Raw genomic sequence first — 25,734 nt, forward strand, 5'->3', positions numbered from 1 at the left:
GACGATTTGTGCAACAAAGCCGCGCGGCATGGTGCGCTGTTCACCATAAAGAATGGCGTGCTGGTTTGGCTGGAACGTGGTGTTGGCCAGACTGCAGATGGCACGCAAGTTGCGACAGAGGTGGTTGGCCCAACGTCCTTGGTCGTTGGTTCCTTCTGGATGTCGGAAACTGACGTTGATCACTTTGCGACGGTCAAGACGTATTGGCAGGACCGCGCCGGTTCAACACGTCAAGAAATTGTGGTGGATGCAGACCCTGAAGCTGAAGGTGAAGGTGAAGGTGAAGGTGAACACGTGCTGCGCGACCCCTATGGCTCAAGAGCTGAAGTTGCGGCAGCAGCGGCAGTGCGGGAAATGCTGCGCGGGCTTGTCACCTTTTCATGCTCGATGGTCAGTGGTGCAGGTTTGATGGCTGGGCTGCCAATTTCATTTTCTGGCGTGCGACCTTTGGTCGATGGGCGTGTTTCCATCCTTGAAGCAGTCAAACACACTTACACGAAATTGGGCGGTCTGTTGGCTGTATTAAATGGTAAACTGAAGGCAGACTGATCGTGTTTTCAAAGTATCTAAAGTGGGGGTGGTGATGTGGATGGTCTGACATGCGTTTTTTGGATCACCGTAAATTGTCGGCGTTAGCAGGGCCGTTCGGATTATGAGTGCGAACGGACTTGGTCCTTGGTGGCTCCCCGATGCCCGGCGTCGATGGCTGACCGGGCTCTCATCGCTTTTCTTTGATGAGGCGGGCTGGCGCGAGCATGATAAAAGATATCGCCTTGGAGACCCTCAGCGCAGCGTCTGTGACTTTAAATTTCTCGCCGCCATGTGCCGCGATGCCAGCCGCACAACCAGTCTTATCAAACTGATTTCTGCAGTGCGTTGGCGTTCTTTTTTACGCGCTGGTGCGGCTCTTCGGATGGGCCAGCTACGGGCGCAGCAAGGGGTAGAGCTACACTAAAAATAACGCACAAAAAGGCAGGTGGTTTTGTCCCATTATGATCAGAAAACAATCGACGAGTACGAAAAGCGGTTGGCAACTTTGGAGAAGTTCTATCTGACAGCGGAAGAACGGGAATTGAACCTGTTCGTGATCAAGATCGTGCGCTCGGTCAAGATGACGCTTTGGCTTACAAACGGTGTGGTGAAATGGGGCGCGGCTCCTCTTGGCATCGCTTGGGAGCTGTATGCGTATGGTTCGAACTTCATCAATGGGCTGGGGGATCTGCTTCGGGGAATTCCAAGATGATCGGCAAGCAAATGCTTTGGATCGGCTGGACCGTTGTTGGTGTGGTGGTATTTCAAACCACGCCCATATCAAGACTGGTCTACAATCCACAGGCTGTTGAAATTAACAATGATCATTTGGTGGTGTATCGCAGCTTTCCGACTGCCCGATTGGGCGGATGTCTGAATTGACGACCCGAACGGGTTACGCTGGTCTGCGCCATGGACTGGTATCTTGAACGGCATGAAATAGGTCCGGCAAGCTTGGCGGATACGGTTTTTTCAACCGGGCGCCCAATAGCCACCAGAACTAAAACACAACCCTGCAACTTTAATCGAAACGCCGCCTTTGGGTGGCCTAGACGCATTGGAAAACGACATGAAACTCACACCAAACATTCGCCAGAAGATGCGCGCCTACAGCATCTGGGCCCTGATCCTATCGCTGGCGCTGTTCTTGCTGCCGGAGTTCTACTTTGCCTATGTAGGGGCGGAACTGGCAAGCCCGTACCTTGTTGGACGGCTTGCTTTGTTCATGGGTGTTTTTGGCATTGTTGGCTGGTTCATTGATTAGTCAAAGCCGAACCTTTGGCGCACCGTAAAAATGGCGGTACTCAGCCTTGGAATTTCGACCATTGTTGTGGTGCTTTTGGCGTTGCCGTCGTGGGCATTGAATCTGCGGCAGGTCGAAGACACGCCACCGCCAGTGGAAACGTCTGGTCTGCCATCTTGGGAAGACACTGCGGTCTATGCGGTGCCTATGACAAAGCAGTGGGAAGGGACGAGACCGACGTTCGCATGGGCGACGTTCTCACAATCGAGCAATGGAATGCCGGATTGTATCAGATCATGCGCGACAATTACTGGACCCTTTATCGCAGGGGCCCGACGGCCAACTTCATTCCAGTGCAGACCGATGCTGCCATGATCGACTTAACGTGGAATATTGGACCAACCCAAATGCTGCGATCTTCTGCATTGGTCGCATTAAACCGCGGTGACATTAAACTGCGGTGACATTCCAGACGTCTGCCACCGCCTAACATTTTCGTACAAAGCTGGCGGTCACTTGATCCGTGGTTAGGTCAACCGTCGAGCGTCAAATTTCGTGCTCTGCATGAAGGGCGTGACGTGAAGAGGCGGGCTGATGTGGCTTGTTTTGGCCATCGTGGCGGGCGCGTGGTTGCTGCATCAGTATGACAAAGCCTCTGCTGTTGCAGCCGCCCGAGATGGCTTTGTTTCAGAATTCGAACAGTCCGCAGCTGAAGCGAAACGTGACGCATTACTGCGCCGCGTGATTGTATCTGATGAGGCAAACCGCGGCCTTCTGGAAAAAGTTCATGCTGTTGAGGGCGAAGCCCAACGCTTCACCATGGAAATTGAGGCATTCGAAAATGAAACCACTGTCAATCCCGCTGGCGTTGTTGATGCTGACCTTCTTCGCTGGATGCGGTCAAACTGACATCGACCGCGCGCAACGGGCCAGTGAAAGCGTTGGTGTTGTCGCGGCTGAACGCAACCTAGCAGACCTTCCTTCTGACTGCAGGCGCACGTCTAGCAGTGGCGTCGCGCAAGGGACCGGTTGGACACTGCGGCTCTGAAGGCTGATGCTGCCACCGATCAACAAAACGCGCGGACCCTTCGATGCGCGGCGTGGTTTGACCAGCTGCGCAATGGTTTTGCGCAGAAGGAAGGCATCCAGTGATTTGTCTGGCCTTCTATAAGGGTCGGGCCAAAAGGCGTTGGCACCGTGCTGAAGATGCCGTGGTTCGGTTCACCACGCGCGGTGTCTAAGACCACTTCACGGCAGAATTTAAAATTGTAACGAGCAAGGCCACAATGGGGATGAACACCAGCTGCGGCCTTTTCGTTCTACCGGTCGAAATCCACCTTGCCAATTTCTTGCCAATATGTGGAGCGAAATGGTGCAAAGTAGTGGGAAGTTACGGGGAACAATAAAGAACAAAGGCTTGCCGCATCACCGCAGCAAGCCTTTGTTTTTTTGTTGTAAATTCTGGCAGAGACGAAGGGATTCGAACCCTCGAAACGCGTTAACGTTTACTCCCTTAGCAGGGGAGCGCCTTCGACCACTCGGCCACGTCTCCAACGACGCGTCTAACCAAGCAGGTTGCGGTGGGCAAGGGAGAATCTCCCCTGCCCCCAACGTTTACGCCAATGCCGACGGTTTACGCCAATGCCAACGCCAGATGGATCGCGGCACCAATCAAAGCGCACCAATATGGCGTGCGGCCAGTCGCGGCCCAGACACACAATGCGGCGAAAGCCAGATTTGTGCCGGGGTCGGAACACAGCCAAAGAAAAAGCGTTTCAACGCTCGGTTGCAGTTGCAGTAACATTTGTTAATCTCCGTTAAATGGAGACGGGCCCGCCTTGGGTTAAGACGTTGTCTAGACATGTATAAATTAGGGGATGTGGCAGCCCGAAGCAGTCGTTCAAAGATGACCTTGATGGTCGCGACTCGCCTACGATTGCCTCAGGTTGGGATAAATTGCCTAAAGTTGACCCAGAAATTCTTAAGGCCTTCGGGAAGGCCGTAAAACGCGCCAGAGCGATGCACGGATGGGATCAAACAACGCTCGGACGCGTGGTTAAACCGCCCGTCGGCAACTCCCTCGTGTCCAAGATCGAAAAAGGCCAAAAGGAAGCGCTAGACATTCGGACTGTTGGTCGGTTCAGAAACGCACTCGACCTCGACGAAAGCTGGCTCGACAAATTCCTAGACGCCGAAGAAACCGCCGAAAGCGGTGAGACGAGGGCCGAACGCGATGCCGATCAAATTCTTGACCGATTGCAACGCGAAGGAACGACCGAGGGCGCCAGCGACGACCTGCTGATCCGACTCGCTAACAATTTCACAGACGGCGACCACAAAGATCGTGAGACTGCCTACACCAGTGTCCGGCGGGCGCTAGCAGAACTGGCGCGCAACAAAGACATCGCGGCGCTTGCGGGCAATGCGGACGCGCAATTTGCAGCACTCATGCAGCAGATCGATCAATTAAACGATGACGGCGACTTTGACGAAGCGGCGCGGCTGCTGGACGATGAACAAGACCGCCTTGAACAGGTGGCGGACCTGCATCACAAGAAACAGCTCAACCAAGACCGCCTGCGCAACCGCCCCGATCTTGCCGCGCAGCGCCTGATCGCAGACCTGTACCGCCAAGCCCCCGCAGGCGGGGTGTTCTGGGCGACGGAAAGCCTTGCCAAAAAATGGCAAGACGACGGCGACAAAGCGGGGGATATGTTCGCCCTTCACGTCGCGCTGGCGCTTGCAAAAACCAATTATGACAAGGCCAAGGGCAAAAAGGCGTTGGAAGCGGCGGCGCTTCATACCTAGGGGTGGTGCCACCTGCGCCTCGCGCAACGCTCAACCGAAGACAGGCATTTGAAAGTTGCTAGAAATGCGTTCGAGGGTGCCCTCAAGAATACCAATAAGGTAAAAGACCCGCTCAATTGGTCGGCACTGCAAGATGGGCTTGGTCTAACGCTTCGCGAGATGGGGGAGCGTGCGTCTGATCCGGCTCTGCTACAAGATGCCGTCACCGCCCACCGCGCAGCTTTAGCCATGGATATTTCTGCGAAAAGCGTTAACCTGTTAGGCTTTTGGAATAACCTCGGCACCGCCTTGCAAAAGCTAGGTGAGGTCACCCGATCCGCCGATACCTTGAAAGAGGCTGAGGAAGCGTTGACCACCGCACGCGACCTCGAAGACAAGGCAGCCGATCCGCTTGACTGGGAGATAACCAAAAACAACCTCGCCCTTGCCCAACGCTGGCGCGGCGCGGTGGCGGGTGATCTGGCAAAACTAGATCAGGCGCGCGCAGGCTTTGCCGCCTGCGAAGCACTGGGTTTCAAAGACAAGGCCGCGTTCAGATGGGCGCGCCTGCAATGGAACATCGCCGATCTTGCCCTTGCGCGTTTCCGGCTTGATCCTGATGCAGCGCACCTCACCGAAGCCCGCGACCACCTCACCACCGCCCGCGCGTTATTTGTCGACGGGTCGGATTATCAAACCCAACTCTGTGACGATCTATTGGCCGAGGTTGACGCGGCGCAGGCGGGTTAACACCCCCGCACCGAACGCCCCGTTAACCATGCCAAAGGCCGCACCGGAGTCATACCGATTGTGTACAGGGTGTGTACGCACTGTGCCGAGTAGTTTTTGGCCCCAAACCCCTTGTTAACCACGCGACACAGGATCGATTCGCACGACCCCTATAAAACGCCGTTAACGATGCGTTTTTAGGTGTTAAACAAGAAGTGCAAAACGTCGCCGTCTTTGACGACATAACTCTTGCCCTCGGCGCGCATTTTGCCGGCTTCCTTGGCGGGTTGTTCGCCGCCCAGCGTTACAAAATCATCATAGGCAATCGTCTCGGCGCGGATGAACCCTTTTTCGAAATCACCGTGGATAACGCCCGCCGCCTGCGGTGCTTTTGTCTGCGCAGACACCGTCCACGCGCGGGCTTCTTTCGGGCCGACGGTGAAATAGGTCTCCAGATGCAGCAGCTCGTATCCCGCCTTAATCAAGCGGTCCAATCCGGCCTCAGCCAACCCCATCTCTTCAAGAAACATCACCGCTTCGTCGTCTTCAAGCTGGCTTATTTCTTCTTCGATCTGGGCGGAAATAATTACATGGGCATTGCCCTGCGACGCGGCCATTTCAGCGACGGCCAATGAATGCGCGTTGCCCTCCGCCGCCTCAGCCTCCCCGACGTTACAAACGTATAGCACCGGCTTCGTGGTCAAAAGTTGCAGCAATTTCCATGCCTTAACGTCGTCCTCATCCACGTCTACCGTGCGGGCTGGCTGGCCTTCTTCCAACGCCACTTTCGCCGCTTCCAGCAAACGCACCTGTTGAACGGCGTCTTTATCACCACCGCGCGTCTTGCGGATCAGGTTCTGAAGGCGTTTTTCGATGCTTTCCAAATCGGCCAGCATCAGTTCGGTTTCGATCGTTTCGGCATCGGCAACCGGATCAACGCGGCCATCAACATGGGTCACATCGCCGTCTTCGAAACAGCGCAGCACGTGGGCAATCGCGTCCGTCTCACGGATATTGGCGAGGAACTGGTTGCCAAGGCCCTCGCCCTTGCTCGCGCCCTTCACCAGTCCCGCAATATCCACGAACGTCATGCGCGTCGGGATGATCGATTTGGACCCTGCAATCGCCGCCAATTTATCCAACCGTTTGTCCGGCACGGCAACTTCGCCGACGTTGGGTTCAATCGTGCAAAACGGGAAATTCGCCGCCTGCGCCGCCGCCGTGCGGGTCAGCGCGTTGAACAGGGTCGATTTGCCAACGTTTGGCATGCCCACGATACCCATCTTAAAACCCATTGCGACGCTCCTGCTGAATGATCATGCGGCTTCTAGGCCGCCCAGCCCCCGCCCGCAAGCATTTGGGGCATTGATTTTTCGCAGTCACTCCGTCAAACCGCATAAGGTCTTAGAAGGAATGCGATATGACACGGATCGACGCGAAATTTGCCGAACTGCGCGCAGCCAACAAAAAGGCGTTCGTCGCCTACGTGATGGCAGGCGATCCTAACTATGCGACCTCACTTGAGATCGTCAAAGGGCTGCCTGCAGCTGGCGTCGATATTATCGAACTTGGCTTGCCATTCACCGACCCGATGGCGGATGGATCCACGATCCAACTCGCAGGGCAACGCGCGCTTGCGGCGGGCATGACCTTGAATCAAACCCTGTCGATTGCCGCCGAACTTCGCAAGACAGACGATACCACGCCAATCGTGCTGATGGGCTATTACAACCCGATCTACTCTCGCGGTGTCGAAAGGTTCCTCGTGCAAGCCAAGGACGCAGGGATTGACGCGCTTATCATAGTCGACCTGCCCCCCGAAGAAGACGATGAGCTTTGCATTCCAGCGCAAGCTGCGGGGCTAAATTTCATTCGTCTTGCAACCCCGACAACGGATGCCAAACGTCTGCCCAAAGTGCTGCAAAACACATCCGGCTTTGTCTATTACGTGTCCGTTACGGGTACGACAGGGGCAGCAGCCGCGCAGGCCGTTGACGTGGCACCAGAAGTCGCGCGGATCAAAGCATCAACCGACCTGCCGGTGATTGTTGGTTTCGGCGTGCGCACACCGCAAACTGCGCAAGATATCGCTGGCGTTGCTGACGGCACTGTCGTGGGGTCAGCAATCGTTGAAAAGATCGGCGCAGGTGAGCCGGTGGCTGACATTCTGGCCTTCGTCAAAACACTGGCCGATGGCGCACACCGCGCCTGATGCTTCGTGACGCTTGCGCGATTTTTTCCATATTGGTAAAAGAACCTAACCAATCTTGCTGAAAGTTAACGCAATGCCCGTCATCACCACAATCGACGACCTGAAACGCCTGCACAAACGCCGCACACCCAAGATGTTTTATGACTACTGCGAAAGCGGATCATGGACAGAACAGACATTCCGTGAAAACACGTCAGACTTCGACAAAATCCGCCTGCGCCAACGCGTTGCCGTCGACATGGCCAACCGCACCACAGCAAGCCAGATGATTGGGCAAGATGTCGCAATGCCAGTCGCGCTTGCCCCCGTCGGCCTGACGGGAATGCAATGCGCGGACGGGGAAATCAAAGCCGCGAAAGCCGCAGAGAAATTTGGCGTGCCCTTCACCCTCTCGACGATGTCCATATGTTCCATCGAAGACGTGGCGGACAACACTACAAAACCGTTCTGGTTTCAGGTCTACACGCTGAAAGACGATGATTTTATGCAGCGTCTGTTTGATCGCGCGAAGGCGGCGAAATGTTCAGCCATCGTTATCACTCTCGACCTTCAAATCCTTGGGCAGCGGCACAAAGACCTCAAGAACGGGCTGACTGCACCGCCAAAATTCACCATTCCAACCTTGTTGAACTTGGCAACGAAATGGACGTGGGGGCTGCAAATGCTGCAAACCAAACGGCGGTTTTTTGGCAACATAGTTGGCCACGCAAAAGAGGTCAGCGATCCATCATCCCTTGCCACATGGTCAGCCGAGGCCTTTGATCCCTCGCTTAACTGGGACCGCGTCGCACAATTGATGAAAATGTGGGGTGGGCCTGTCATCTTGAAAGGCATCCTTGATGTAGAAGACGCCAAAAAGGCAGCCGATTTGGGGGCCGACGCGATCATCGTGTCCAACCACGGCGGGCGTCAATTGGACGGTGCGCTGTCGTCGATCCGGATGTTGGAACAGATCGTCGATGCCGTTGGTGACCGCGTGGAAGTCCATTTTGACAGCGGAATTCGGTCCGGTCAGGACGTCTTAAAGGCGATAGCACTCGGCGCAAAAGGCACCTACATTGGCCGCGCGTTCGTGAACGGCCTTGGCGCCATGGGCGAGGCGGGCGTCACAAAGGCCCTTGATGTGATCCATACAGAACTGGATCTGACAATGGCACTCTGCGGGCACAGGGACATTAAGGGCGTCAACAAAGATATCCTGCTTGTCCCTGATGACTTTTCGGGGAAGTGGGCCTAGCAATTCGCGCGGGCGAAACACCCTTTCCAAACTGTCATTCCTGTCCTATACGCGCCCCTTCACTAGGAGCTGCTATGGTTCCTGACATGGAAAAGTGGGTCGCCGCATGCGTTGGCGACGCGCGAATTGAAAGGAAAGACCGATGGCTGGCAAGATTCCAGATTTTGAAGCAACGCTTCGCACCGACACAGGCAAAGGCGCTGCGCGTCAGGCACGCCGCGACGGGCTCGTCCCCGGTGTTGTATATGGCGGCGGTGAAGACCCCATCGCGATTAACGTGCCGTTCAACGTGCTACTCAAGCGCTTGCAAGCAGGCCGTTTTCTGTCCACGCTGTTCAACCTGAAGGTCGAAGGCCATGACGATGTCCGCGTGATCTGCCGCAACGTGCAACGTCACATTGTCAAAGACCTACCAACGCACCTCGATTTTATGCGCCTCAAGCGTACAACAAAGATCAACTTGTTCATCGGCGTTGAATTTATCAATGAGGACGAATGCCCGGCTCTGAAAGAAGGCGGCGTCCTGATTCCTGTGCGCAACGAAGTTGAACTGATCGTAACTGCTGGCGACATTCCGGAAATTCTGACCGTCGATCTGACAGGTCTTGAATTGGGTGAAACTATCACAATCTCATCCATCAAACTGCCAGCTGGCGCGAAAGCTACAATCGACCGTGACTTCGTAATCGCAAACCTTCAGGCACCTGCTGCCCTGACATCCGCCGATGACGGGGAAGACGATGCAGTCGAAGCGGACGAAGTTCCAGCAACAGAAGTCAAAGAAGACTAATATCCGACCCGTTCGGTTTTCGAAGGGCGTGCCGAATGGCGCGCCCTTTTTCGTTTGGTCCGCAACTTAGTTTGGCTAGCCATGCGGACAGCACAGACTTCAAAACCAGAAAGGCCAGCGCAGGACGACCTAAGTGATGGCCCTGCCCAAGCTCAACACCAATATTTTTCAGCGTTCGCATCTCGGCTTCTGTCTCAATTCCATCGGCCACGACCCGTGCGTTGGTGTCTTGCGCAAATTGCACAATCGCCGATACAAGTGCTCGCCGCGCAAGGTCCTTCTCGACGCCATGGGTCAAGGAAATATCCAACTTTATCACGTCAGGGCGTAGGCGGATAATCTGTTGCATACCGGAGTATCCAGCACCCGCATCATCAACCGCGATCCCCGCGCCAAGATCGCGCAGTCGGTCAATTTCCATCAACAGCACGTCCAAGTCTTCGACAGCGGCGTGTTTGGTAATTTCAACCAAAACCCGATAACCCCCGCCGCAAGCGAGGCAAAGGCGCGCACGACTTCGAGATCGCGTGAGTTCAGCGAGGGACGCGCGGCTTTGCCAAAGCTGTAAAACATTCCATAAATAGTGCCATCCGTGCGCCGCATCGGGACGCTGACATAGCTGCCGATTGGCATATTATGGGTTACAAGAATGGCTTGCACCAACGGTTCGTTTGCGGTGTCTGGGATAAGTTCGGGCAGTCGCCCAGCGACTATGTGATAACAATACCCGGCCTTCAGCGGCCGGGTTCCGCCAGCCGCAATGCTCTCCGCAAAACCTGGTGCGATGACGGCGCGAAAAACAATCTCCTCGCCCCCAAATTCCGACACATAGGCAATATCCATCGCAAGATGGGTGCGCACAAACGCCAATAAATTCATGACCACATCATCACCCCCAGCAACCACCCGTGGTACAATTGCCGCCGATGTCGGGGAAACGATTTTCATAAATACACCTCTTTGTTCGAAAGGTGTATCGCAGAAACATCCTCAACAACCTGTTACCAAAACGACCGGATTGAAAACAATTTTAAGCAAACTCACGCACTTGGACTGACCTGCAATGGGCGATATAGAGGCGGCATGAAACTGTTTGTTGGCCTAGGCAATCCCGGCGCGAAATACGCGCAAAACCGACATAACATCGGGTTCATGGCGTTGGACCGGATCGCGGCGGATCATGGATTTGCGCCGTGGCGCAGCAAATTTCAGGGTCAGTTGACCGAAGGACGGCTCGGTCGGGACAAGATCCTGCTGCTAAAGCCGGAAACATTCATGAACCTGTCAGGACAATCGGTCGGCGAAGCGGTGCGGTTCTATAAACTCGACAGCACCGATGTAGTGGTCTTCCATGACGAGATTGACCTTGCCCCCGCGAAAGTCCGGCTCAAATCCGGTGGCGGGCATGCGGGCCACAATGGTTTGCGATCCATCCACCAACACATCAGCCCGCACTATGACCGCGTCCGGTTGGGCGTCGGGCATCCGGGCCACAAAGATCGTGTTCCAGGCTATGTGCTCAGCGATTTTGCCAAGGCTGATCAGAACTGGCTGGATGATGTGCTGCGTGGAATGTCAGATGGTGCGGCGTATTTGGCAGACAATGAGGGGCCAAAGTTCCTGAACGCAGTCGCGTTGCGCGTTAATCCGCCCCGCCCGTCAACCGGAACAAAAGGAACGCAGGGCAAGCCGCAGACCAAGACGGATATGCCTAAGCTAAATTCAAATCCGACGCCAAAGACAGATCCAGACCCGACCACCGAAGATACGCGCAACCCGTTCCAGAAACTCGCGGATCGGTTCCGTTGACGAACCGCCTTTGCGACGCATTTGGCTATCAAGCGCAATCCTGCACAACACTTGGCTCCCGGTTCATGGGCCAGCTTTGCTGCGTTTTGGCCGCCCGTTTGACGCGTGGCACGCCCCTGACGGATCGCCTGTTTGATTGGCAAGGCGATATCGGCCCGCGTGGCGATAGCGTGCCGTTGCGTCTTTGTGGCGCCCTGCAGCGCTACGCTTGCAAGGCGACACAGCATTGGTGGCTGTCTATCCACCCCACAACGCGACAGATGATGCGCTATGGCTTGCAGTGTCACAGGCACTGACGGACCAAACAGATTTCATCGACACTTTCATCGACAGCCCGCCCCAAACCAATGAGGTCCGTCGTGCCGCAGCCCTCATCGCTGCGGGCCATCTGATTGCCAGTCATTTTCCCAACCCCATGCGGGTTTCAGAATTGGGTGCCAGCGCAGGTTTGAACCTCAATTGGGATCGCTTCGCACTCGACATTGGCGGCACGCGACTTGGCCCAGCCGATGCGGCGCTCACACTGTCACCAGATTGGACAGGCGAAACCCCGCCCAAAACAATGCCAACAGTGGTTGAACGGCGCGGTGTGGACCTCAACCCCGTTGATCCTGCAACCGACGACAGCCTGCGCCTGCGCGCCTATCTCTGGGCGGATCAGCCACCACACCGCCGCACGCTGACTGACGCAGCCCTTGCCCTGCCCCACGCAGCCGTCGACAAAGCGGATGCCCTTGATTGGCTCACCCCGCGCCTGCCCCACGTCACGGGCCAAACCCACATGATCTATACAACCGTCGCATGGCAGTATTTTCCCGCTGAAAAACAGCGCCAAGGCCTTGCCATGATAAAAGCGGCGGGGACAACGGCCACACCAGATACGCCGCTTGCTTTCGTGCAGATGGAAGACGACGGTGGCGACAACGGTACGGCGCTGACCTTGCGGCTTTGGCCCAACACCACGGGCAACGACCATCCCTTCACCCTTGGTCGGGTCGATTTTCATGGCCGATGGGTCGACTGGACAGCCTGACTTGCCGCCCCCCGCCCCACGTGTCAGGCTGTCGCAAACAATCGAAAGCCCCGTGATGAAAACCTTCCTAAAATGGCTGCTGCGCGGTGTTCTTATAAGCACTGCGATGATCGTCCTGATCGCCGTTTTGCAGCGCGAAAAGCTGACTCGCCTGATGGCCGTCAATTCGCTGTTTTCCGAAGACCGCATCGTCGAAAACTTCACGTCCATGGATACGATGTTCGAAAACGTCACGCTGACACCGCAAACCGATACGGTGAACCGTCTTGCGACGGGTGCCCCGATGGACATGCCTGCGGGCTTCACAACATGGGCACGCGACCGAGCCGTCACCGGCATCATCGTTGTGCAAAACGGTATCATCCGCTTTGAGGACTACCCCCTGACAGCGATCGGCGAAACCGATCCCGCCAATTCAACCCGTATCAGCTGGTCGATGGCAAAATCATTCCTGTCCGTTCTGTTGGGCATCCTGCACGAAGACGGCACGATCCCCGGCCTTGATGCACCCGTCATCCAATACGTGCCGTCCCTTGCGGGATCCGCCTACGAAAGCGCCAGCATCCGCAACGTCATGCAGATGTCGACTGGCGTGACATTTGACGAAACGTACCTAGATTTCTGGAGCGACATCAACAAAATGGGCCGCGTCCTCGCGCTTGGTCAATCAATGGATAGCTTCGCCGAAGGGCTGGATGAGACATTCGTTGAACCCGGCACCGAATGGAAATACGTGTCCATCGACACCCACATCCTTGGTATGGTGATCCGTGGCGCAACGGGTCGATCCATCCCCGATCTGCTGACGCAAAAGGTTATTACCCCGCTTGGCCCCACGGTTACGCCCTATTATGTGACAGACGGCCACGGCGTGGCGTTCGTGCTTGGTGGGCTAAACCTGACAACCCATGACTACGCCCTGTTCGGCCACATGATCGCCAATGGTGGCATCGCATATGGCACGCGCATCGTATCCGAAGGCTGGATCGATGAAAGCACAGCACCCAGCGCCAACACCGCCGTCGGGGATTACGGCTACGGATATCAATGGTGGATTCCCGACGGAGCAGATGCAGGTCAATTCATGGCCCGTGGAATTTACGGCCAATACATCTACATTGATCGAGAACGCGGAGTGGTCATTGCTGTCAACGCCGCCGACCGCCAGTTCCGCGAAGACGGTGTTGAAGACAGCAACATCGAAATGTTCCGCGCCATAGCAGAAAGCCTTGATTAATGGATAAAGACCCATCTCTGAACGTCCTTGGCGAAACACTCGCCACCTGCTCAACCGACCCTATAACCGGTTTCTTTCGCAACGGGGCCTGTGACACCTGTGCGGCGGACAATGGCAGCCACACAGTTTGCGCAATCCTAACGGCAGAATTCCTCGCCTATTCCAAATACGTCGGCAACGACCTGTCCACCCCGCGCCCCGAGTACGGCTTTGTCGGCCTAAAGGCAGGGATGGGCTGGTGCCTGTGCGCATCACGGTTCCTGCAAGCCCACGACGAAGGCTGCGCGCCAAAGGTAAATTTAGCCGCGACGCATCAAAGGGCGTTGGAGATTGTGTCGTTGGAGGTGTTGGAGCAGCACGCGTTGGAGCCTTGATGCTAGGCGGCCTTCCCCCACACATAGCAGATTTGGAACGTCAGCAATGAGCCCTTCTCGACGTATACTGTGCAAGGTGACTGATTGCCTGACAAAAGCAGACCGAAAAGGGTCCTCATGCCCCCTCCACAGCGTTACCCCCAAAGATGCGTAAGTCCAATTTAGGCTGAGATGAAAACGCCGCGCGCACTGGTTCAAGCCCCAATTCATCGCGCAATAGATCAAGAAATAGGAGCTGGAGGTATCGTTCGGCATCCTTGATGAGGAGAATTTGGACCCCCTTGTGAAAGAAGTTGTTCCTCAAATCAACGATACCTTTCCAGAGAAGGTCATCTTCTACTTGTTTTTTTGAGAACTTGTAGATGCTTTGAAGCTGACGATTAGTAGCCATCGTACCACCAGCCTCACAGAATATTTGGAACGCCGTCCAATAGAAAAAGAACTTCTCTCCGTGTGCGGTATCTGGTGACGTTTTTCCACTGTGGTAGAACTCCAGTGCGCGGTTTATTCTATTCTTTTTCGTGGCATCTCTGATTGCGTCCTTCTGAGAGATGGCCTCTTCAAATAGACGCCAGTTTTCGGAAGCCATCATGGGACCATCGAAGGGCTGGAGAGTAGCCATTACGTCCCCAAAAAATGTGTATGGTCCACCAGGTTGAGCATCGTATATTGCTTCAAACACTTGCCTATAAACTGCGTTGCTCCCGAAATGGATCGACAGCAGGGCCTCCATACGGTCGAGGCGCGATAGCGTGTCTGCCTCCCTGAACTCGACACCGTCAATCTCGTGAGGTGTTGCAAGAAGAAAACAAGCGCTTCGGGGGATGCTGAAATGGCCGATATCAGTCGGACAAATAATCTCCCCCGTCTCCGGATCACTGTGAAGCTGCCCCATTCCTACTTTCGTAAGATCATCGGCGTGAATTTCACAAAGATCAATCCAAATAGGAACACCGTCCTCGTTTGGCCGTGAAGACAGCCCTGATGCATATTCGGTGAGCCGCGCAATGGAGCAAGGAACAATTGAGTAGAGGCGGAAAAGGAATTTGGACTTCTCAGGGTCTTTACACCATCCACCAGGAATCATTGATTGAAAGCTATTTTTCCTAGTCATACAGAATCTTACCAAACTGTCCACAAGACTGCAATTTACCCACCAAAAGCATACACGGCAAAGTCTTCTTTGCACCGCAAAGCAGTTATTCAAGAGTCCACCAATCGAATTTGCTTAGGCCCCGTTCGCCATATCCCAACCCAGCGCCTTGGCGACCGTAAAGATATCCTTATCGCCACGCCCGCACATGTTCATGACCAGCAGGTGATCGGACGGCAAATCTGGTGCTATCTTCATCACATGCGCCAGCGCGTGGGAGGGTTCAAGCGCGGGAATAATCCCTTCCAACTCACACGACAATTGAAACGCCTCAAGCGCCTCAACATCTGTGATTGATACATATGTCGCGCGGCCAATTTCGTGCAGCCATGAATGTTCGGGGCCAATGCCCGGATAATCCAGGCCCGCCGAAATTGAATGGCCTTCTAGTATTTGCCCGTCATCATCTTGCAACAAATACGTCCGGTTGCCGTGCAAAACGCCGGGGCGACCACCTGTCAAAGACGCGCAATGTTCCATCTTGGAATTCACGCCTTTGCCGCCAGCTTCAACCCCGATGATGTTGACGTCTTTGTCGTCCAGAAACGGGAAAAACAGCCCCATTGCGTTGGACCCACCACCAATGGCGGCAATCAACGTGTCGGGCAAACGCCCTTCGGCTTCGTGCATCTGTACTTTGGTTTCCTGGCCAATGATCGCTTGAAAATCGCGCACCATCGCCGGATAGGGATGCGGGCCAGCCACTGTGCCAATGCAATAAAATGTATCGCGCACATTGGTCACCCAGTCGCGTAGCGCATCGTTCATCGCGTCCTTCAGCGTGCCACGACCCGACGTCACGGGGATCACTTCCGCGCCAAGCAGCTTCATACGGAACACGTTGGGCGCCTGACGTTCGACGTCTGTCGCACCCATATAAACCACGCATTTCAGACCAAACTTGGCACAGACCGTCGCGGTGGCCACGCCGTGCTGCCCCGCGCCGGTTTCTGCAATAATACGCGTCTTACCCATGCGCCGTGCCAGAATAATCTGGCCAAGCACGTTGTTGATCTTATGAGCGCCAGTGTGGTTCAGCTCATCGCGTTTAAGATAAATCTTCGCACCACCCAAGTGCTGCGTCAGGCGTTCAGCGTAATACAGTGGCGACGGACGACCGACATAGTGCGTCCACAGATCGTGCATTTCAGCCCAAAACGCGTCGTCAGTCTTGGCGAACTCATAACGCTCCTCAAGCTCAAGGATCAACGGCATCAAGGTCTCGGACACAAAGCGCCCGCCAAAATCACCAAATCGGCCCTTTTCGTCAGGGCCAGTCATAAAGGAATTGATCAGATCGTCAGGCATTGCGCGTCTCCAGACTTCAAACTTGTGGTATTTTAGTGATGTAGCGCTGCAGTAGGGGGCCGTAAAGTACCTAGGCCTGCGCAGCGGTCACGAATGATGCAATCAAGCTGGCATCTTTCACACCAACATCGCCTTCGACTCCACTGGAGACGTCCACTTGGGTCGCTCCTGTGCGGCGAACAGCCTCAGCCACATTATCCGGCGTGAGCCCACCGGCCAACATCCACGGCACCGTCCAATATTTGCGCCCTGCCAGCAGCGTCCAGTCAAACGCCAGACCATTGCCACCAGGCAAGTCGGCATTCTTTGGCGGCTTGGCGTCGATCAGCAGTTGGTCCGCAACAGCGGCATATGCGTCAATCTGCGCCAGATCGCTGGCGTCTGCTATTCCAACGGCCTTCATCACCGGCAACCCGTAACGCGCTTTCACTTCTGCCACGCGTTCGGGCGTTTCAGACCCATGCAACTGCAATATGTCCAAAGGCACCGCAGCTGTTAGCGCGTCCAAGAACGCGTCATCGGCATTCACAACCAACGCAACCTTGGCAACGCCCATGGGCACATCGGCGGCCAATGCATTAGCCTCTTGAAACGAAACATTGCGCGGGGATTTAGGATAGAAAACAAAGCCGACATAGGACGCGCCAGCGGACGCCGCTGCAGCAACGTCAGCCGTGGTCCGCAATCCACAAATTTTCACGCGAATACCGTGTGACATCGGCCCCTAGCTGGCTTTGTCGAGCAGGGCGACAATCTCGTCCTTGCCCTCATGCTTTTCCGTCTTGAGGCTATCCACCTCACGCTTAAGGGCATTAAGTTCGTGCCCCCTAGCGCGGGCACCCGCACGGATACCGTGCTCACGAACCCATTCCCAGAAGAACCCGATCAGCAGGCCAATCGCCACACCAACAAAGATCGCCACAAACAATGGAATCTGAATTTCAGGGGATATCCCAAGGGGACCCGCCAAGGCTTCTGGTATCGCGTGCAGGGTTACAATCCCGCGGTTGGCCATCCCGACAATAATAAGAGCAATCGCAACGATTCCCCAAAATGCGTATCTGATATATTTCATGGGATTAGTTTACTTCCCGTTGAGCCGGTCCCGCAAGAGCTTGCCTGTCTTAAAGAACGGAACATGTTTCTCTTCGACCTGAACGGCCTCACCCGTGCGCGGGTTTCTGCCCAAACGTGCGTCGCGCTTTTTCACTGAGAACGCACCGAAGCCGCGCAGTTCAACACGATCGCCGTTAGACATCGCCTCAATGACGCGTTCAAAAATTGTGTTCACAATCCTCTCTACGTCCCGTTGATAAAGATGCGGGTTCTGTTCAGCGATTGTATCAGTCAATTCGGATCGGATCATTTGGTGTTCTCCCCCACCGGTTTCGTCGGAGTCAGTTTTTCATTGGCAGTGGCGTAACTGCCTCTTTGCGCAGGACTATAGGTTGGAATTTCCAATCACGAAAGAACCTTATATGAAAAATTACGCAGCAATCCCATCAATTTCCGGCCAAATCGCTATCAAAACAGCAAACGAAACCCGTCACTTGCGGCATTGTTGCACGTGGGGACTTCGGTTGGTGCTGGTGATTCGACAGCCCCTGCCCGAGAAAAAGAAAAACCCCACCAGCGTGTGCCAGCGGGGTTTCCAGTTTTTAGTTGATCAATTTGACCAGCGTTCGATGACTTACGCGTCGTCGCCTTTTTTCAAAGCCGCGCCAAGGATATCACCCAAGGATGCGCCAGAATCAGATGACCCAAACTGTTCAACAGCTTCTTTTTCTTCCGCGATCTCGCGTGCTTTGATCGACAGACCCAAACGGCGGGTCTTGGCGTCGATGTTGGTCACACGTGCGTCGACCTTGTCGCCCACGCCGAAACGCTCAGGGCGCTGCTCAGCACGATCACGCGACAGATCGGAACGACGAATGAAGGATTTCGCGCCTTCATAATCGACCTCAATGCCACCGTCTTCGATCTTCGTGACTTCGACCGTTACGATCGTGCCACGCTTCACGCCGCCAACTGCATCTTGGAACGGATCACCGTCCATGGCTTTGATCGAAAGCGAAATACGCTCTTTCTCAACATCCACTTCGGTGACTTTCGCGTTCACGACGTCGCCTTTACGGAAATCGCCGATGACGTCTTCGCCGCGGCCTTCCCATGTCAGGTCGGACAAGTGAACCATGCCGTCGATGTCGCCGTCGAGGCCAACAAACAGACCGAATTCGGTGATGTTTTTGACTTCGCCTTCAACTTCGGTGCCCTCGGGGTGGGTTTCTGCAAACACTTCCCATGGGTTGCGCTGCGTCTGCTTCAGACCGAGCGATACGCGACGTTTGGATTCGTCGATTTCCAGAACCATGACTTCGACTTCTTGGCTCGTGGACACGATCTTACCGGGGTGTACGTTCTTTTTGGTCCAAGACATCTCGGACACGTGAACGAGACCCTCAACACCGGCTTCCAGTTCAACAAATGCGCCGTAGTCCGTGATGTTGGTTACGCGACCTGTGTGCGTGGACTCCAGCGGGTACTTGCCAGCTACAGCATCCCATGGATCGTCCTGCAGCTGCTTCATGCCGAGGGAGATACGGTGGGTTTCTTTGTTGATCTTGATAACCTGCACCTTGATCGTCTCACCAATTGTGAGGATCTCGGATGGGTGGTTTACACGGCGCCATGCCATGTCGGTCACGTGCAACAACCCGTCAACGCCGCCGAGGTCAACAAACGCACCGTATTCGGTGATGTTCTTGACGACGCCGTCAACTTCTTGGCCTTCAGTCAGGTTGCCGATGACTTCGGCGCGCTGCTCTGCACGGGATTCTTCGAGAATCGCGCGACGCGATACAACGATATTGCCACGACGACGGTCCATTTTCAAAATCTGGAACGGCTGCTTGAGACCCATCAACGGGCCCGCGTCACGCACAGGGCGCACGTCAACTTGTGAACCGGGAAGGAACGCAACCGCGCCGCCCAGATCAACAGTAAAGCCACCTTTTACGCGACCAAAGATTGCGCCTTCGACGCGTTCTTCGTCAGCATATGCTTTCTCAAGGCGATCCCAAGCTTCCTCACGGCGCGCCATCTCACGGGAGATAACAGCTTCGCCACGGGCGTTCTCGGAGGAGCGAAGGAATACTTCGACAACGTCTCCGACAGCGATTTCGGGTACTTCGCCTGGATCTGCGAATTCTTTAATATCAACGCGGCCTTCCATCTTGTAGCCGACGTCGATGATGGCTTGTCCCGCTTCGATTGCGATGACTTTGCCTTTGACGACACTACCTTCTTTAGGTGTGTCAATTTCGAAGCTTTCGGTAAGAAGGGCTTCGAATTCCTCCATAGATACGTTTTGAGCCATGTGGCGTAAGTTTCCTAAGGTCGTTGTTGGCCGCGCGGGTCGTGATCCGCCGGACTTGTTTTTTGTTGATCGCGCGTCGTCTTGCAATGCAAAGAGGGCCGGAAATCCCGACCCTGCCAAGTTGCACGTTCTAACGACGCTTCAACGCTGCGGCGTATAGGGGGAATCGTCGTTAAGGGCAAGGGGTGGGGCTACTTAACCTAGCTCGGCCTGCACCAAATAAGCGGAGTTCAAGACTTCCAGGTGTTCGGGAATATAATATGGAGCCAAACCGCCATGCACCCTGGACCAAGGGGGATATTTTCGATCACTTTCAATTGGTTCCAAACGGTAAAGCTCAATGTCCAAATCCAGCAAGGTATTCTTCGCCGTTCTCGGCTTTGCCAAATCGGTGGTCCGCAACCCGCTGCAAATATTCAGCGTTCACCATCAAACAGAAAACATACCCGTCACGGTCTTTCAAGACGCCACAAACATTGCTCCGATGTCCAGCGCCATTGGCTGAGTTTTCATGGCAATCTGACGACCTGTTTTTCCTTGCTTACCCCGCACGCATCTCACAGTTTAGACAAATGGTCTCCATTCAGGGCAGATGATGCAAAGACGAACATTCATGGCAACGGGCATGGTAGCAGGTGCAGGCATGGCAACGATGGGATTGGTGCCCAAACCGCAGCGTTTCTACGTCCCGCCAGAGGAAGCGCGCCACCAGCGCACGTTCATGCAATGGCCGATCAATCGCCGCGTCCATCCCGACGGCGTGTTCCTTGATATGACACAGCAAACCATCGCTGATATCGCCAATACCATTGCGGATTTCGAACCCGTCACCATGCTGGCGCACCCAGATGATCACGCAGGCGCACGCCGAAAACTGTCGAGCAACGTCGAATTGTGGGACATCCCCACCGAAGACCTGTGGTGCCGCGACGCCGGCCCGATCTTTGTCATCGACGGCAACGGCGCCATCGCTGTCAGCCATATCCAGTTCAATGGCTGGGGTGAAAAACAGATCAACACCCGCGACAGCCAGATCGTGGCACGCATCGCGGCCCGTTTGGGCCTTGATCTGATACCGACTGGCTTGCGCGGCGAAGCGGGCGGCGTTGAACAGGACGGCCACGGATTGCTGATTGCGCACGAAAGCTCATGGGTGAACGACAACCGCAATCCCGGCCTGTCGCGCGCTGATGTCGAAACCCGCCTGCTACGTGCCTACGGTGCAGATCGCTTGATTTGGTCGGATGGTGTTTGGGGGGAAGACATCACCGACTACCACATCGACAGTCTTGCGCGTTTCACTGGCCCGGGCCGGATCCTGATCAACCTGCCCGATGACCCAGACATGCGCGACCCGTTCCATGTCGCAGCGCTCGACACCCACGACGCATTGGACGCGGCAGGGCTTGAGATTGAGGTCATTCCAGAACCAACACTGCGCCGCGTCAACGACATCGACTTCGTCGCGTCCTACGCCAACTACTACGTCTGCAACGGCGCGGTTATCGCCGCCCAGTTCGGCGACCCGCAAAAAGATGCCATCGCCAAAGACGCCCTGCGCCGCCACTTTCCGGGCCGCGACATAATCACGCTCAACGTCGATCCTTTGGGCGAAATGGGCGGCGGCATCCATTGCGCCACGCAGCAAATGCCAGCAGAAGGCTTATCCCTTTTAGTCCGGTTGCCCCACATGTTGACGCGGCGCAGAACCTCGCCCTTGTGGCTTGAGAGGCGGATCGGATCAGTTTGTAACATCTGGTGGGTTTATGGGGCGTGGCTTTTGCCGTGAACAAGGGCCTTCAGGCGCGCTGTTCAACAAAATCACGATATGTCGCTGGGCCAATACCAACACCGATCCCCAGCAGCGTGTCGAAGGCGCTTCGCATGTGTCGCCGTCGGTTCCAGCGGAACACAAATTCGTCGAGATAGCGTTGCAGATGGCATTTTCTGAGGCCGTGGAAGACGCCTTTTGCCCACGTTTTTAGGTTGGAGAACACGCGGTGGACCCAGTGGAGTATGTCATGTGCCTTCTTGCCGCTGACGACCTTCGCCTCATGCGTGTTTGCAGGGGGATTTTCGTAACCTAGCCAGCCATCCGTGATGACGTGAGCGCCAGGCTCTACAGCCTGACCAATGAACCCGTGTAGCGTCTTTGATGCGCCGTCGGGAATGTGTTTCATCCTGATACGGCGCGGATGTCCGTCTCTTGATAACTCGACGGCGCAGACGACAAACATCTTTCCGACCGGGCTCCGCCCACCCTTTGGCCGGTCCTCGGGATCATGCCGGGACCGGAACGGAATCTCTGTTTCATCGATCTCGACAAGGTCTTTCAGGGGGTTGCGGTCAGGGTTGACCATCGACCGCCGCAGCTTTTGCAAGAGGAGCCACGCCGTCTTGTAGCTGCCAAGGCCAAGTTGCGCCTGAAGTTGCAGCGCTGACATGCCGTTGGAATGGCTGGTGATGATGTGCGCGGCAAGAAACCAAATTCGCAACGGCAAATGGCTGCTGTGCATCACCGTGCCAGCCGTCACGGATGTCTGCCGTGCGCAACCGGCACATTCCCAAGTCGCGCGATTTCGCTTTAACGGCCAGCCCTTGCAGGTGCCACAGGAAGGACACACAAAGCCCTCAGGCCAACGATGTTCCGCCAGATAATGCGAACACGCTTCCTCATCAGAAAACCTGGCGTCGAACGCCGGGCGGGACATGGGTTTGTCGTTTTTCCATCTGGCTGGCATGGGTAGAACAATACAAGAACATTGTAGATTGGCAAGCCGCTTCACACTACATCAGGTGCCGCCGGAGCAAAGGGGATAAGCCTTTGCCAGCAGTTTGAATAGGCTGTCGCGCAACGCTGGCCCCCGCGTGATCTGCGGTTAATCTTGATCCACGCCCAGCGCAAGCGCATCCAGGCTCGCAATCTCCGGCATCGACCGTCCTGCGATGCCTTGCAAATCGCCATGCATGCCGACCGTTGACGCGATGACCAAATCAATCTGCTTGGCCCGCAAAGCCCATTGTTTTTCGATGAACACACGTTCCTTGCGCAGATTGTCCTGCATGTCCTCAAACCGTTCAACAATCGCATCGACGCGTTGCTTGAACTGCGTTCCAGTCAAGTAATCATAAATCATTTCCATCTTGGTTTCCTGACCCATCGCGCGCCCCTTCGCGCCTGCGACCTCGATCAAACCATGGCGCAATGACGTCGCCAAAGGCACCGCATAGCGCGGCGCGCAGACCCAGATGCCATCGACAATTCCAAAACTGTCGACGCCGTCTGGCAGCGCAACGGACGTTATCACCGCCACTTCACAGCCCGACGCGCGTTGATCATTACGCAGCTTGGCCAGCCAGCCTGCTGTCCAGTTTTTTGTGCGTTTGCTTTCCCACAAAATCCGCCCCGCCACGACGCCGTTCGCCATCACATCCTGACGCACATCCGCGCCGCCAACCCCTTTGGCGATAGGCGAAAATCCGTCCAGCGGAAACGCCTGGGCCAGCGTTTCTTCCAGCACCATCTCTGCCGCCTCGCCTTGGGTTTGCATCGACCCCTGTTCAGACTTCTGTTTCAGCGCTTCAATCTGTTTTTTCATCCCATCGATCATCTGCGCTTGCTCTGCCACCTTCAGCGCGGCTTTATCATCAGCGTCCTTTGACAGCCTCTCCACCAACGCATCGCGCTCCGCTGCGATCATTTTTTGAACGGTCAGGTCAATCTCTGCCTCTTTGTCCTTTAATTCCTGTTCACGCTTCATCGCGGCCGCCTGTGCTGCCTGTGCTGCGCGCAATTTCACGTCCTGTTCTTTCACCCGTTCTTGCAGCGCAATCTGGTCAGCGCTTGCCTCCGCTTTGCCCACCAACTTCGCGCGGGCCTCAGCCTCAGCCACAGCCTGCGCCAATTGCACCTCACGCTTGGCCAATTCATCTTTGAAGGTGGATTTCAGATCGGCCACAAGCGGCCCTGCCAATTGTTCGGTCAGCTCAATCTCACTGGAACAAGTCGGGCATTGGATTTTCAGATCAGACATTTGACACTCTCGACTAGGGTTCGCCCAGCCATATCACACCGCGTCACGGCTTTGCATCAGGAACATGAACCGGACCACCCGCGTCGGCCCAAGTGCTGAACCCGATCCGCAAATGGGCTGCGTCAAATCCCATGTCCTGCAACGTCGCGACCGTCAGCGCCGACCGCCAGCCCGATGCACAATGAAACACATACTTTTTATCCTGCCCGAACACCGGCTTGAAATACGGACTGTCCGGATCGACCCAGAATTCGACCATGCCGCGCGGCGCGTGAATGCTGCCGGGAATGTGCCCCTTGCTGCGTTCACGCACATCGCGAATATCCACGATCACGACGTCAGGATCATCGAGCATGGCAATCAAATTCGCCGTTTCGATCTCTTCAATGCGGGCGCGCGCCGCAGTGACCATATCAGCGCTCGATATTTTTAGTTTTTTCATCGCTGTAACTTGCGCCACGACCGTATGAGCGGTCAACCAGTCCGTTGCACACACCCCAAAGGCGGGGCATGGTCCGCCCATGTTTCGAATCCTCGCAGTTCTGGCCTTGATGCCATCGGTTGCAGCCGCAGACTGGTCGACGCGCCCAACCATGTTCAGCTACGATGCAACCTTTGATCTGTGCACCGCAGACCCGACAGCCCCCGATCTGGCGGCCACCTGCGCCGACGCCCTGAATGCGGCCTACGTCCTGAAACGCGCCGTCGCTTGGGCTGTCTATACATGCCAACCCGAAAGCATAGCAGCCTGCGCAGCACCGTTCGAAGCCGAAGGCCTACCTGCTGTCGCCGCCCGCATTGCCGTGGATACAGGATGCGACGCTACGGACATCGCAACATGGCCGCAAAACGCGCCGCTGCTGAACAACCACTGCGTCGCCGTGGCGTCCGACATCATGATCGACGAAGGCGTCGTGCCTGTCTTCGCGGAAATCACATGTGGGTTGCTAGGCGATGAATGCCGCGACCTGCACCGCATCCACGCAACCCTGTGGTTGGACGCGGTGCTTGCCATGTCCGACAGCGATCTCACCCAGCTTCGCCTCACAATTGCAGGTGACGACTGTACGGCCAGCGACATTGATTTTACCATATTGGTTGAATGCGACGTGGACCGATTAGCCGAAATCTGGGCCAACCTAGCCCAACAAACCGAACAGGAAAACTAATGGGCGAACTGACCCTTATTCGCCACGGACAAGCCAATTCCGGCGCAACGACAGAAGAAGACTACGACCGCCTGTCTGACCTCGGCCATACCCAAGCCAGATTGCTCGGCAACTGGATGCGCGCCCATGAAGACCCCTTCGATCTGGTCCTGTCCGGCACCATGCGCCGCCACCGCGAAACTGCTGCGGGCATGGGCTACGCCCCAGAAAAATTCGACGAACGGCTTAATGAAATGGAGTACTTTGCGTTGGTCCGCGACATGCAGCTCCACCACGATGTCGCCCCGCCAAACGGCCCTGCGGATTTCGCAATCCACATGCCCCAAACCCTCGCGGCATGGGAACAGGCCACAATCAACGGCGCGGAACCCTTTGCCACGTTTGAATCCCGCATCCAAACCGCATTGGCCGAGGCTGCAAAACCCGGCAAGCGTGCGCTCTGTGTGACGTCAGGCGGGGTGATTTCCATGGTCATGCGCGCGGCCCTTGGCCTTAGTACGCATCAGATGGCGCATATCTTGCTGCCAATCTACAACTCGTCCGTGCACCGCTTTGCAATCCGACCCGAGGGCATGTTTCTGATGGCGTTCAACGCAATCCCACACCTTGACCCACCCGCGCTCACGGACCATCGAACCCGCCTTTAGATGTCTTAGCAGCGGTTCAACCGATCACCAAACAAATCGTCATAAATCCCGTTTGAATCGCCACC

The 25,734-nt window shown here is 55.6% G+C and carries 31 protein-coding genes, 1 tRNA gene and 1 pseudogene; 19 read left to right on the plus strand and 14 right to left on the minus strand.

Annotated features, from left to right (window positions below):
- The first annotated feature begins 6 nt into the window (after positions 1-6).
- The 6 genes from OAN307_RS19700 to OAN307_RS19725 all read left to right on the plus strand — a co-directional run bounded on the left by OAN307_RS19700 (position 7) and on the right by OAN307_RS19725 (position 2,683).
- A complete protein-coding gene (locus OAN307_RS19700; protein WP_015501294.1) occupies positions 7-549 on the plus strand; it encodes a hypothetical protein in 543 nt (180 codons plus the stop codon).
- 433 nt (positions 550-982) lie between these two features.
- Positions 983-1,243, plus strand: a complete 261-nt coding sequence (locus OAN307_RS19710; RefSeq protein ID WP_144055637.1) for a hypothetical protein — start codon at positions 983-985, stop codon at positions 1,241-1,243.
- Positions 1,240-1,413: a hypothetical protein gene (locus tag OAN307_RS29170; protein ID WP_015501297.1), complete on the plus strand. Its 174-nt coding sequence runs from the start codon at positions 1,240-1,242 to the stop codon at positions 1,411-1,413. Before OAN307_RS19710 ends, OAN307_RS29170 begins: the two co-directional genes overlap by 4 nt.
- Positions 1,414-1,600: 187 nt before the next feature.
- Entirely contained in the window at positions 1,601-1,795 is a 195-nt protein-coding gene (locus OAN307_RS19715; RefSeq protein WP_144055638.1) for a hypothetical protein, read from the plus strand.
- 224 nt (positions 1,796-2,019) lie between these two features.
- Complete coding sequence (locus tag OAN307_RS28455; RefSeq protein ID WP_144055639.1) at positions 2,020-2,238, plus strand: lysozyme family protein; 219 nt, start codon at positions 2,020-2,022, stop codon at positions 2,236-2,238.
- A gap of 130 nt (positions 2,239-2,368) precedes the next feature.
- The gene (locus tag OAN307_RS19725) at positions 2,369-2,683 is read left to right on the plus strand and encodes a hypothetical protein (RefSeq protein WP_015501300.1); all 315 of its coding nucleotides are present in this window, start codon (positions 2,369-2,371) and stop codon (positions 2,681-2,683) included.
- A 553-nt stretch (positions 2,684-3,236) separates the two neighbouring features.
- Here OAN307_RS19725 and OAN307_RS19730 read toward each other — a convergent pair.
- Positions 3,237-3,326, minus strand: a tRNA-Ser gene (locus tag OAN307_RS19730).
- Between the two features lie 81 nt (positions 3,327-3,407).
- On the minus strand, positions 3,408-3,578 hold the full coding sequence (locus OAN307_RS29175; RefSeq protein WP_015501303.1) for a hypothetical protein: 171 nt from the start codon (positions 3,576-3,578) through the stop codon (positions 3,408-3,410).
- Between the two features lie 152 nt (positions 3,579-3,730).
- Between OAN307_RS29175 and OAN307_RS19735 the strand changes: the two genes are divergently transcribed.
- Complete coding sequence (locus tag OAN307_RS19735; RefSeq protein WP_015501304.1) at positions 3,731-4,582, plus strand: helix-turn-helix domain-containing protein; 852 nt, start codon at positions 3,731-3,733, stop codon at positions 4,580-4,582.
- A gap of 48 nt (positions 4,583-4,630) precedes the next feature.
- A complete protein-coding gene (locus OAN307_RS19740) occupies positions 4,631-5,311 on the plus strand; it encodes a hypothetical protein (protein ID WP_015501305.1) in 681 nt (226 codons plus the stop codon).
- Positions 5,312-5,487: 176 nt separating this feature from the next.
- On the opposite strand, the gene ychF is transcribed toward OAN307_RS19740, so the two are convergent.
- Positions 5,488-6,585 carry a redox-regulated ATPase YchF gene (gene ychF, locus OAN307_RS19745; protein WP_015501306.1) on the minus strand — a complete coding sequence of 366 codons (1,098 nt, stop codon included), beginning with the start codon at positions 6,583-6,585 and terminating at the stop codon, positions 5,488-5,490.
- Between the two features lie 125 nt (positions 6,586-6,710).
- Here ychF and trpA point away from each other — a divergent pair, with 125 nt between their 5' ends.
- The 3 genes from trpA to OAN307_RS19760 all read left to right on the plus strand — a co-directional run bounded on the left by trpA (position 6,711) and on the right by OAN307_RS19760 (position 9,529).
- Positions 6,711-7,502, plus strand: coding sequence for a tryptophan synthase subunit alpha (gene trpA / locus OAN307_RS19750; protein WP_015501307.1), 792 nt, complete (start codon positions 6,711-6,713; stop codon positions 7,500-7,502).
- A gap of 73 nt (positions 7,503-7,575) precedes the next feature.
- Positions 7,576-8,739 (plus strand): alpha-hydroxy acid oxidase, encoded by a 1,164-nt coding sequence (locus OAN307_RS19755; RefSeq protein WP_015501308.1) that lies wholly within the window; start codon positions 7,576-7,578, stop codon positions 8,737-8,739.
- Between the two features lie 142 nt (positions 8,740-8,881).
- On the plus strand, positions 8,882-9,529 hold the full coding sequence (locus tag OAN307_RS19760) for a 50S ribosomal protein L25/general stress protein Ctc (RefSeq protein WP_015501309.1): 648 nt from the start codon (positions 8,882-8,884) through the stop codon (positions 9,527-9,529).
- Here OAN307_RS19760 and OAN307_RS19765 read toward each other — a convergent pair.
- Both OAN307_RS19765 and OAN307_RS19770 read right to left on the minus strand, forming a co-directional pair.
- Entirely contained in the window at positions 9,516-9,950 is a 435-nt protein-coding gene (locus OAN307_RS19765) for an EAL domain-containing protein (protein WP_044044083.1), read from the minus strand. The genes OAN307_RS19760 and OAN307_RS19765 overlap by 14 nt on opposite strands.
- Positions 9,950-10,477, minus strand: a complete 528-nt coding sequence (locus OAN307_RS19770; protein ID WP_044044085.1) for a GAF domain-containing protein — start codon at positions 10,475-10,477, stop codon at positions 9,950-9,952. The genes OAN307_RS19765 and OAN307_RS19770 overlap by 1 nt, the downstream gene beginning before the upstream one ends.
- A gap of 135 nt (positions 10,478-10,612) precedes the next feature.
- Here OAN307_RS19770 and pth point away from each other — a divergent pair, with 135 nt between their 5' ends.
- From pth to OAN307_RS19790, 4 genes and pseudogenes are all read left to right on the plus strand, one after another.
- Positions 10,613-11,338 carry an aminoacyl-tRNA hydrolase gene (pth, locus tag OAN307_RS19775; protein WP_044044087.1) on the plus strand — a complete coding sequence of 242 codons (726 nt, stop codon included), beginning with the start codon at positions 10,613-10,615 and terminating at the stop codon, positions 11,336-11,338.
- Positions 11,339-11,403: 65 nt separating this feature from the next.
- Positions 11,404-12,371 (plus strand): annotated as a pseudogene (locus OAN307_RS19780) (DUF2332 domain-containing protein).
- A 55-nt stretch (positions 12,372-12,426) separates the two neighbouring features.
- Positions 12,427-13,608, plus strand: coding sequence for a serine hydrolase domain-containing protein (locus OAN307_RS19785; protein ID WP_015501312.1), 1,182 nt, complete (start codon positions 12,427-12,429; stop codon positions 13,606-13,608).
- The gene (locus OAN307_RS19790; protein WP_015501313.1) at positions 13,608-13,982 is read left to right on the plus strand and encodes a DUF2237 family protein; all 375 of its coding nucleotides are present in this window, start codon (positions 13,608-13,610) and stop codon (positions 13,980-13,982) included. Before OAN307_RS19785 ends, OAN307_RS19790 begins: the two co-directional genes overlap by 1 nt.
- Before the next feature lie 115 nt (positions 13,983-14,097).
- Here the strand turns inward: OAN307_RS19790 and OAN307_RS19795 are convergent, their stop codons facing one another.
- From OAN307_RS19795 to rpsA, 6 genes are all read right to left on the minus strand, one after another.
- Positions 14,098-15,069 (minus strand): hypothetical protein, encoded by a 972-nt coding sequence (locus OAN307_RS19795; protein WP_144055640.1) that lies wholly within the window; start codon positions 15,067-15,069, stop codon positions 14,098-14,100.
- Between the two features lie 141 nt (positions 15,070-15,210).
- Positions 15,211-16,443 carry a tryptophan synthase subunit beta gene (gene trpB, locus OAN307_RS19800; RefSeq protein ID WP_015501315.1) on the minus strand — a complete coding sequence of 411 codons (1,233 nt, stop codon included), beginning with the start codon at positions 16,441-16,443 and terminating at the stop codon, positions 15,211-15,213.
- 70 nt (positions 16,444-16,513) lie between these two features.
- Positions 16,514-17,161: a phosphoribosylanthranilate isomerase gene (locus tag OAN307_RS19805; protein WP_044044090.1), complete on the minus strand. Its 648-nt coding sequence runs from the start codon at positions 17,159-17,161 to the stop codon at positions 16,514-16,516.
- 6 nt (positions 17,162-17,167) lie between these two features.
- Positions 17,168-17,518, minus strand: coding sequence for a LapA family protein (locus tag OAN307_RS19810; protein WP_015501317.1), 351 nt, complete (start codon positions 17,516-17,518; stop codon positions 17,168-17,170).
- A gap of 9 nt (positions 17,519-17,527) precedes the next feature.
- Positions 17,528-17,809: an integration host factor subunit beta gene (gene ihfB / locus OAN307_RS19815; RefSeq protein WP_015501318.1), complete on the minus strand. Its 282-nt coding sequence runs from the start codon at positions 17,807-17,809 to the stop codon at positions 17,528-17,530.
- Positions 17,810-18,133: 324 nt separating this feature from the next.
- Positions 18,134-19,819 (minus strand): 30S ribosomal protein S1, encoded by a 1,686-nt coding sequence (gene rpsA / locus OAN307_RS19820; protein ID WP_044044091.1) that lies wholly within the window; start codon positions 19,817-19,819, stop codon positions 18,134-18,136.
- A gap of 340 nt (positions 19,820-20,159) precedes the next feature.
- On the opposite strand from rpsA, the gene OAN307_RS29180 reads away from it, so the two are divergent.
- Both OAN307_RS29180 and OAN307_RS19825 read left to right on the plus strand, forming a co-directional pair.
- Positions 20,160-20,324, plus strand: coding sequence for a hypothetical protein (locus OAN307_RS29180; protein WP_187292500.1), 165 nt, complete (start codon positions 20,160-20,162; stop codon positions 20,322-20,324).
- A gap of 120 nt (positions 20,325-20,444) precedes the next feature.
- On the plus strand, positions 20,445-21,608 hold the full coding sequence (locus OAN307_RS19825) for an agmatine deiminase family protein (protein WP_245541064.1): 1,164 nt from the start codon (positions 20,445-20,447) through the stop codon (positions 21,606-21,608).
- Positions 21,609-21,618: 10 nt separating this feature from the next.
- On the opposite strand, the gene OAN307_RS19830 is transcribed toward OAN307_RS19825, so the two are convergent.
- From OAN307_RS19830 to OAN307_RS19840, 3 genes are all read right to left on the minus strand, one after another.
- A complete protein-coding gene (locus OAN307_RS19830; RefSeq protein WP_015498511.1) occupies positions 21,619-22,560 on the minus strand; it encodes an IS1595-like element ISOan10 family transposase in 942 nt (313 codons plus the stop codon).
- A gap of 138 nt (positions 22,561-22,698) precedes the next feature.
- Positions 22,699-23,853 (minus strand): DUF2130 domain-containing protein, encoded by a 1,155-nt coding sequence (locus OAN307_RS19835; protein ID WP_015501321.1) that lies wholly within the window; start codon positions 23,851-23,853, stop codon positions 22,699-22,701.
- Between the two features lie 43 nt (positions 23,854-23,896).
- On the minus strand, positions 23,897-24,295 hold the full coding sequence (locus tag OAN307_RS19840) for a rhodanese-like domain-containing protein (RefSeq protein ID WP_044045019.1): 399 nt from the start codon (positions 24,293-24,295) through the stop codon (positions 23,897-23,899).
- 79 nt (positions 24,296-24,374) lie between these two features.
- On the opposite strand from OAN307_RS19840, the gene OAN307_RS19845 reads away from it, so the two are divergent.
- Both OAN307_RS19845 and OAN307_RS19850 read left to right on the plus strand, forming a co-directional pair.
- Positions 24,375-25,022 (plus strand): hypothetical protein, encoded by a 648-nt coding sequence (locus tag OAN307_RS19845; RefSeq protein ID WP_015501323.1) that lies wholly within the window; start codon positions 24,375-24,377, stop codon positions 25,020-25,022.
- Positions 25,022-25,669, plus strand: a complete 648-nt coding sequence (locus OAN307_RS19850) for a histidine phosphatase family protein (protein ID WP_015501324.1) — start codon at positions 25,022-25,024, stop codon at positions 25,667-25,669. The genes OAN307_RS19845 and OAN307_RS19850 overlap by 1 nt, the downstream gene beginning before the upstream one ends.
- Positions 25,670-25,734 lie beyond the last annotated feature (65 nt).

The sequence above is a fragment of the Octadecabacter antarcticus 307 genome, from assembly GCF_000155675.2.
Lineage (GTDB): Bacteria > Pseudomonadota > Alphaproteobacteria > Rhodobacterales > Rhodobacteraceae > Octadecabacter > Octadecabacter antarcticus.

Excerpts from the sequence above, each read along its gene's own strand:
- OAN307_RS29180 (WP_187292500.1), top strand. The coding sequence starts at position 20,160 with ATGTCCAAATCCAGCAAGGTATTCTTCGCCGTTCTCGGCTTTGCCAAA.
- OAN307_RS29170 (WP_015501297.1), top strand. The coding sequence starts at position 1,240 with ATGATCGGCAAGCAAATGCTTTGGATCGGCTGGACCGTTGTTGGTGTG.
- OAN307_RS19725 (WP_015501300.1), top strand. The coding sequence starts at position 2,369 with ATGTGGCTTGTTTTGGCCATCGTGGCGGGCGCGTGGTTGCTGCATCAG.
- OAN307_RS19850 (WP_015501324.1), top strand. The coding sequence starts at position 25,022 with ATGGGCGAACTGACCCTTATTCGCCACGGACAAGCCAATTCCGGCGCA.
- OAN307_RS19770 (WP_044044085.1), bottom strand. The coding sequence starts at position 10,477 with ATGAAAATCGTTTCCCCGACATCGGCGGCAATTGTACCACGGGTGGTT.
- OAN307_RS19715 (WP_144055638.1), top strand. The coding sequence starts at position 1,601 with ATGAAACTCACACCAAACATTCGCCAGAAGATGCGCGCCTACAGCATC.
- OAN307_RS19755 (WP_015501308.1), top strand. The coding sequence starts at position 7,576 with ATGCCCGTCATCACCACAATCGACGACCTGAAACGCCTGCACAAACGC.
- OAN307_RS19785 (WP_015501312.1), top strand. The coding sequence starts at position 12,427 with ATGAAAACCTTCCTAAAATGGCTGCTGCGCGGTGTTCTTATAAGCACT.
- ihfB (WP_015501318.1), bottom strand. The coding sequence starts at position 17,809 with ATGATCCGATCCGAATTGACTGATACAATCGCTGAACAGAACCCGCAT.
- OAN307_RS19830 (WP_015498511.1), bottom strand. The coding sequence starts at position 22,560 with ATGCCAGCCAGATGGAAAAACGACAAACCCATGTCCCGCCCGGCGTTC.
- OAN307_RS29175 (WP_015501303.1), bottom strand. The coding sequence starts at position 3,578 with ATGTTACTGCAACTGCAACCGAGCGTTGAAACGCTTTTTCTTTGGCTG.
- trpB (WP_015501315.1), bottom strand. The coding sequence starts at position 16,443 with ATGCCTGACGATCTGATCAATTCCTTTATGACTGGCCCTGACGAAAAG.
- rpsA (WP_044044091.1), bottom strand. The coding sequence starts at position 19,819 with ATGGCTCAAAACGTATCTATGGAGGAATTCGAAGCCCTTCTTACCGAA.
- OAN307_RS19835 (WP_015501321.1), bottom strand. The coding sequence starts at position 23,853 with ATGTCTGATCTGAAAATCCAATGCCCGACTTGTTCCAGTGAGATTGAG.
- OAN307_RS19805 (WP_044044090.1), bottom strand. The coding sequence starts at position 17,161 with ATGTCACACGGTATTCGCGTGAAAATTTGTGGATTGCGGACCACGGCT.
- OAN307_RS19810 (WP_015501317.1), bottom strand. The coding sequence starts at position 17,518 with ATGAAATATATCAGATACGCATTTTGGGGAATCGTTGCGATTGCTCTT.
- OAN307_RS19825 (WP_245541064.1), top strand. The coding sequence starts at position 20,445 with ATGGTAGCAGGTGCAGGCATGGCAACGATGGGATTGGTGCCCAAACCG.
- OAN307_RS19765 (WP_044044083.1), bottom strand. The coding sequence starts at position 9,950 with ATGGAAATTGACCGACTGCGCGATCTTGGCGCGGGGATCGCGGTTGAT.
- ychF (WP_015501306.1), bottom strand. The coding sequence starts at position 6,585 with ATGGGTTTTAAGATGGGTATCGTGGGCATGCCAAACGTTGGCAAATCG.
- OAN307_RS19790 (WP_015501313.1), top strand. The coding sequence starts at position 13,608 with ATGGATAAAGACCCATCTCTGAACGTCCTTGGCGAAACACTCGCCACC.
- OAN307_RS28455 (WP_144055639.1), top strand. The coding sequence starts at position 2,020 with ATGGGCGACGTTCTCACAATCGAGCAATGGAATGCCGGATTGTATCAG.
- OAN307_RS19845 (WP_015501323.1), top strand. The coding sequence starts at position 24,375 with ATGTTTCGAATCCTCGCAGTTCTGGCCTTGATGCCATCGGTTGCAGCC.
- OAN307_RS19760 (WP_015501309.1), top strand. The coding sequence starts at position 8,882 with ATGGCTGGCAAGATTCCAGATTTTGAAGCAACGCTTCGCACCGACACA.
- OAN307_RS19795 (WP_144055640.1), bottom strand. The coding sequence starts at position 15,069 with ATGATTCCTGGTGGATGGTGTAAAGACCCTGAGAAGTCCAAATTCCTT.
- OAN307_RS19840 (WP_044045019.1), bottom strand. The coding sequence starts at position 24,295 with ATGAAAAAACTAAAAATATCGAGCGCTGATATGGTCACTGCGGCGCGC.
- trpA (WP_015501307.1), top strand. The coding sequence starts at position 6,711 with ATGACACGGATCGACGCGAAATTTGCCGAACTGCGCGCAGCCAACAAA.
- pth (WP_044044087.1), top strand. The coding sequence starts at position 10,613 with ATGAAACTGTTTGTTGGCCTAGGCAATCCCGGCGCGAAATACGCGCAA.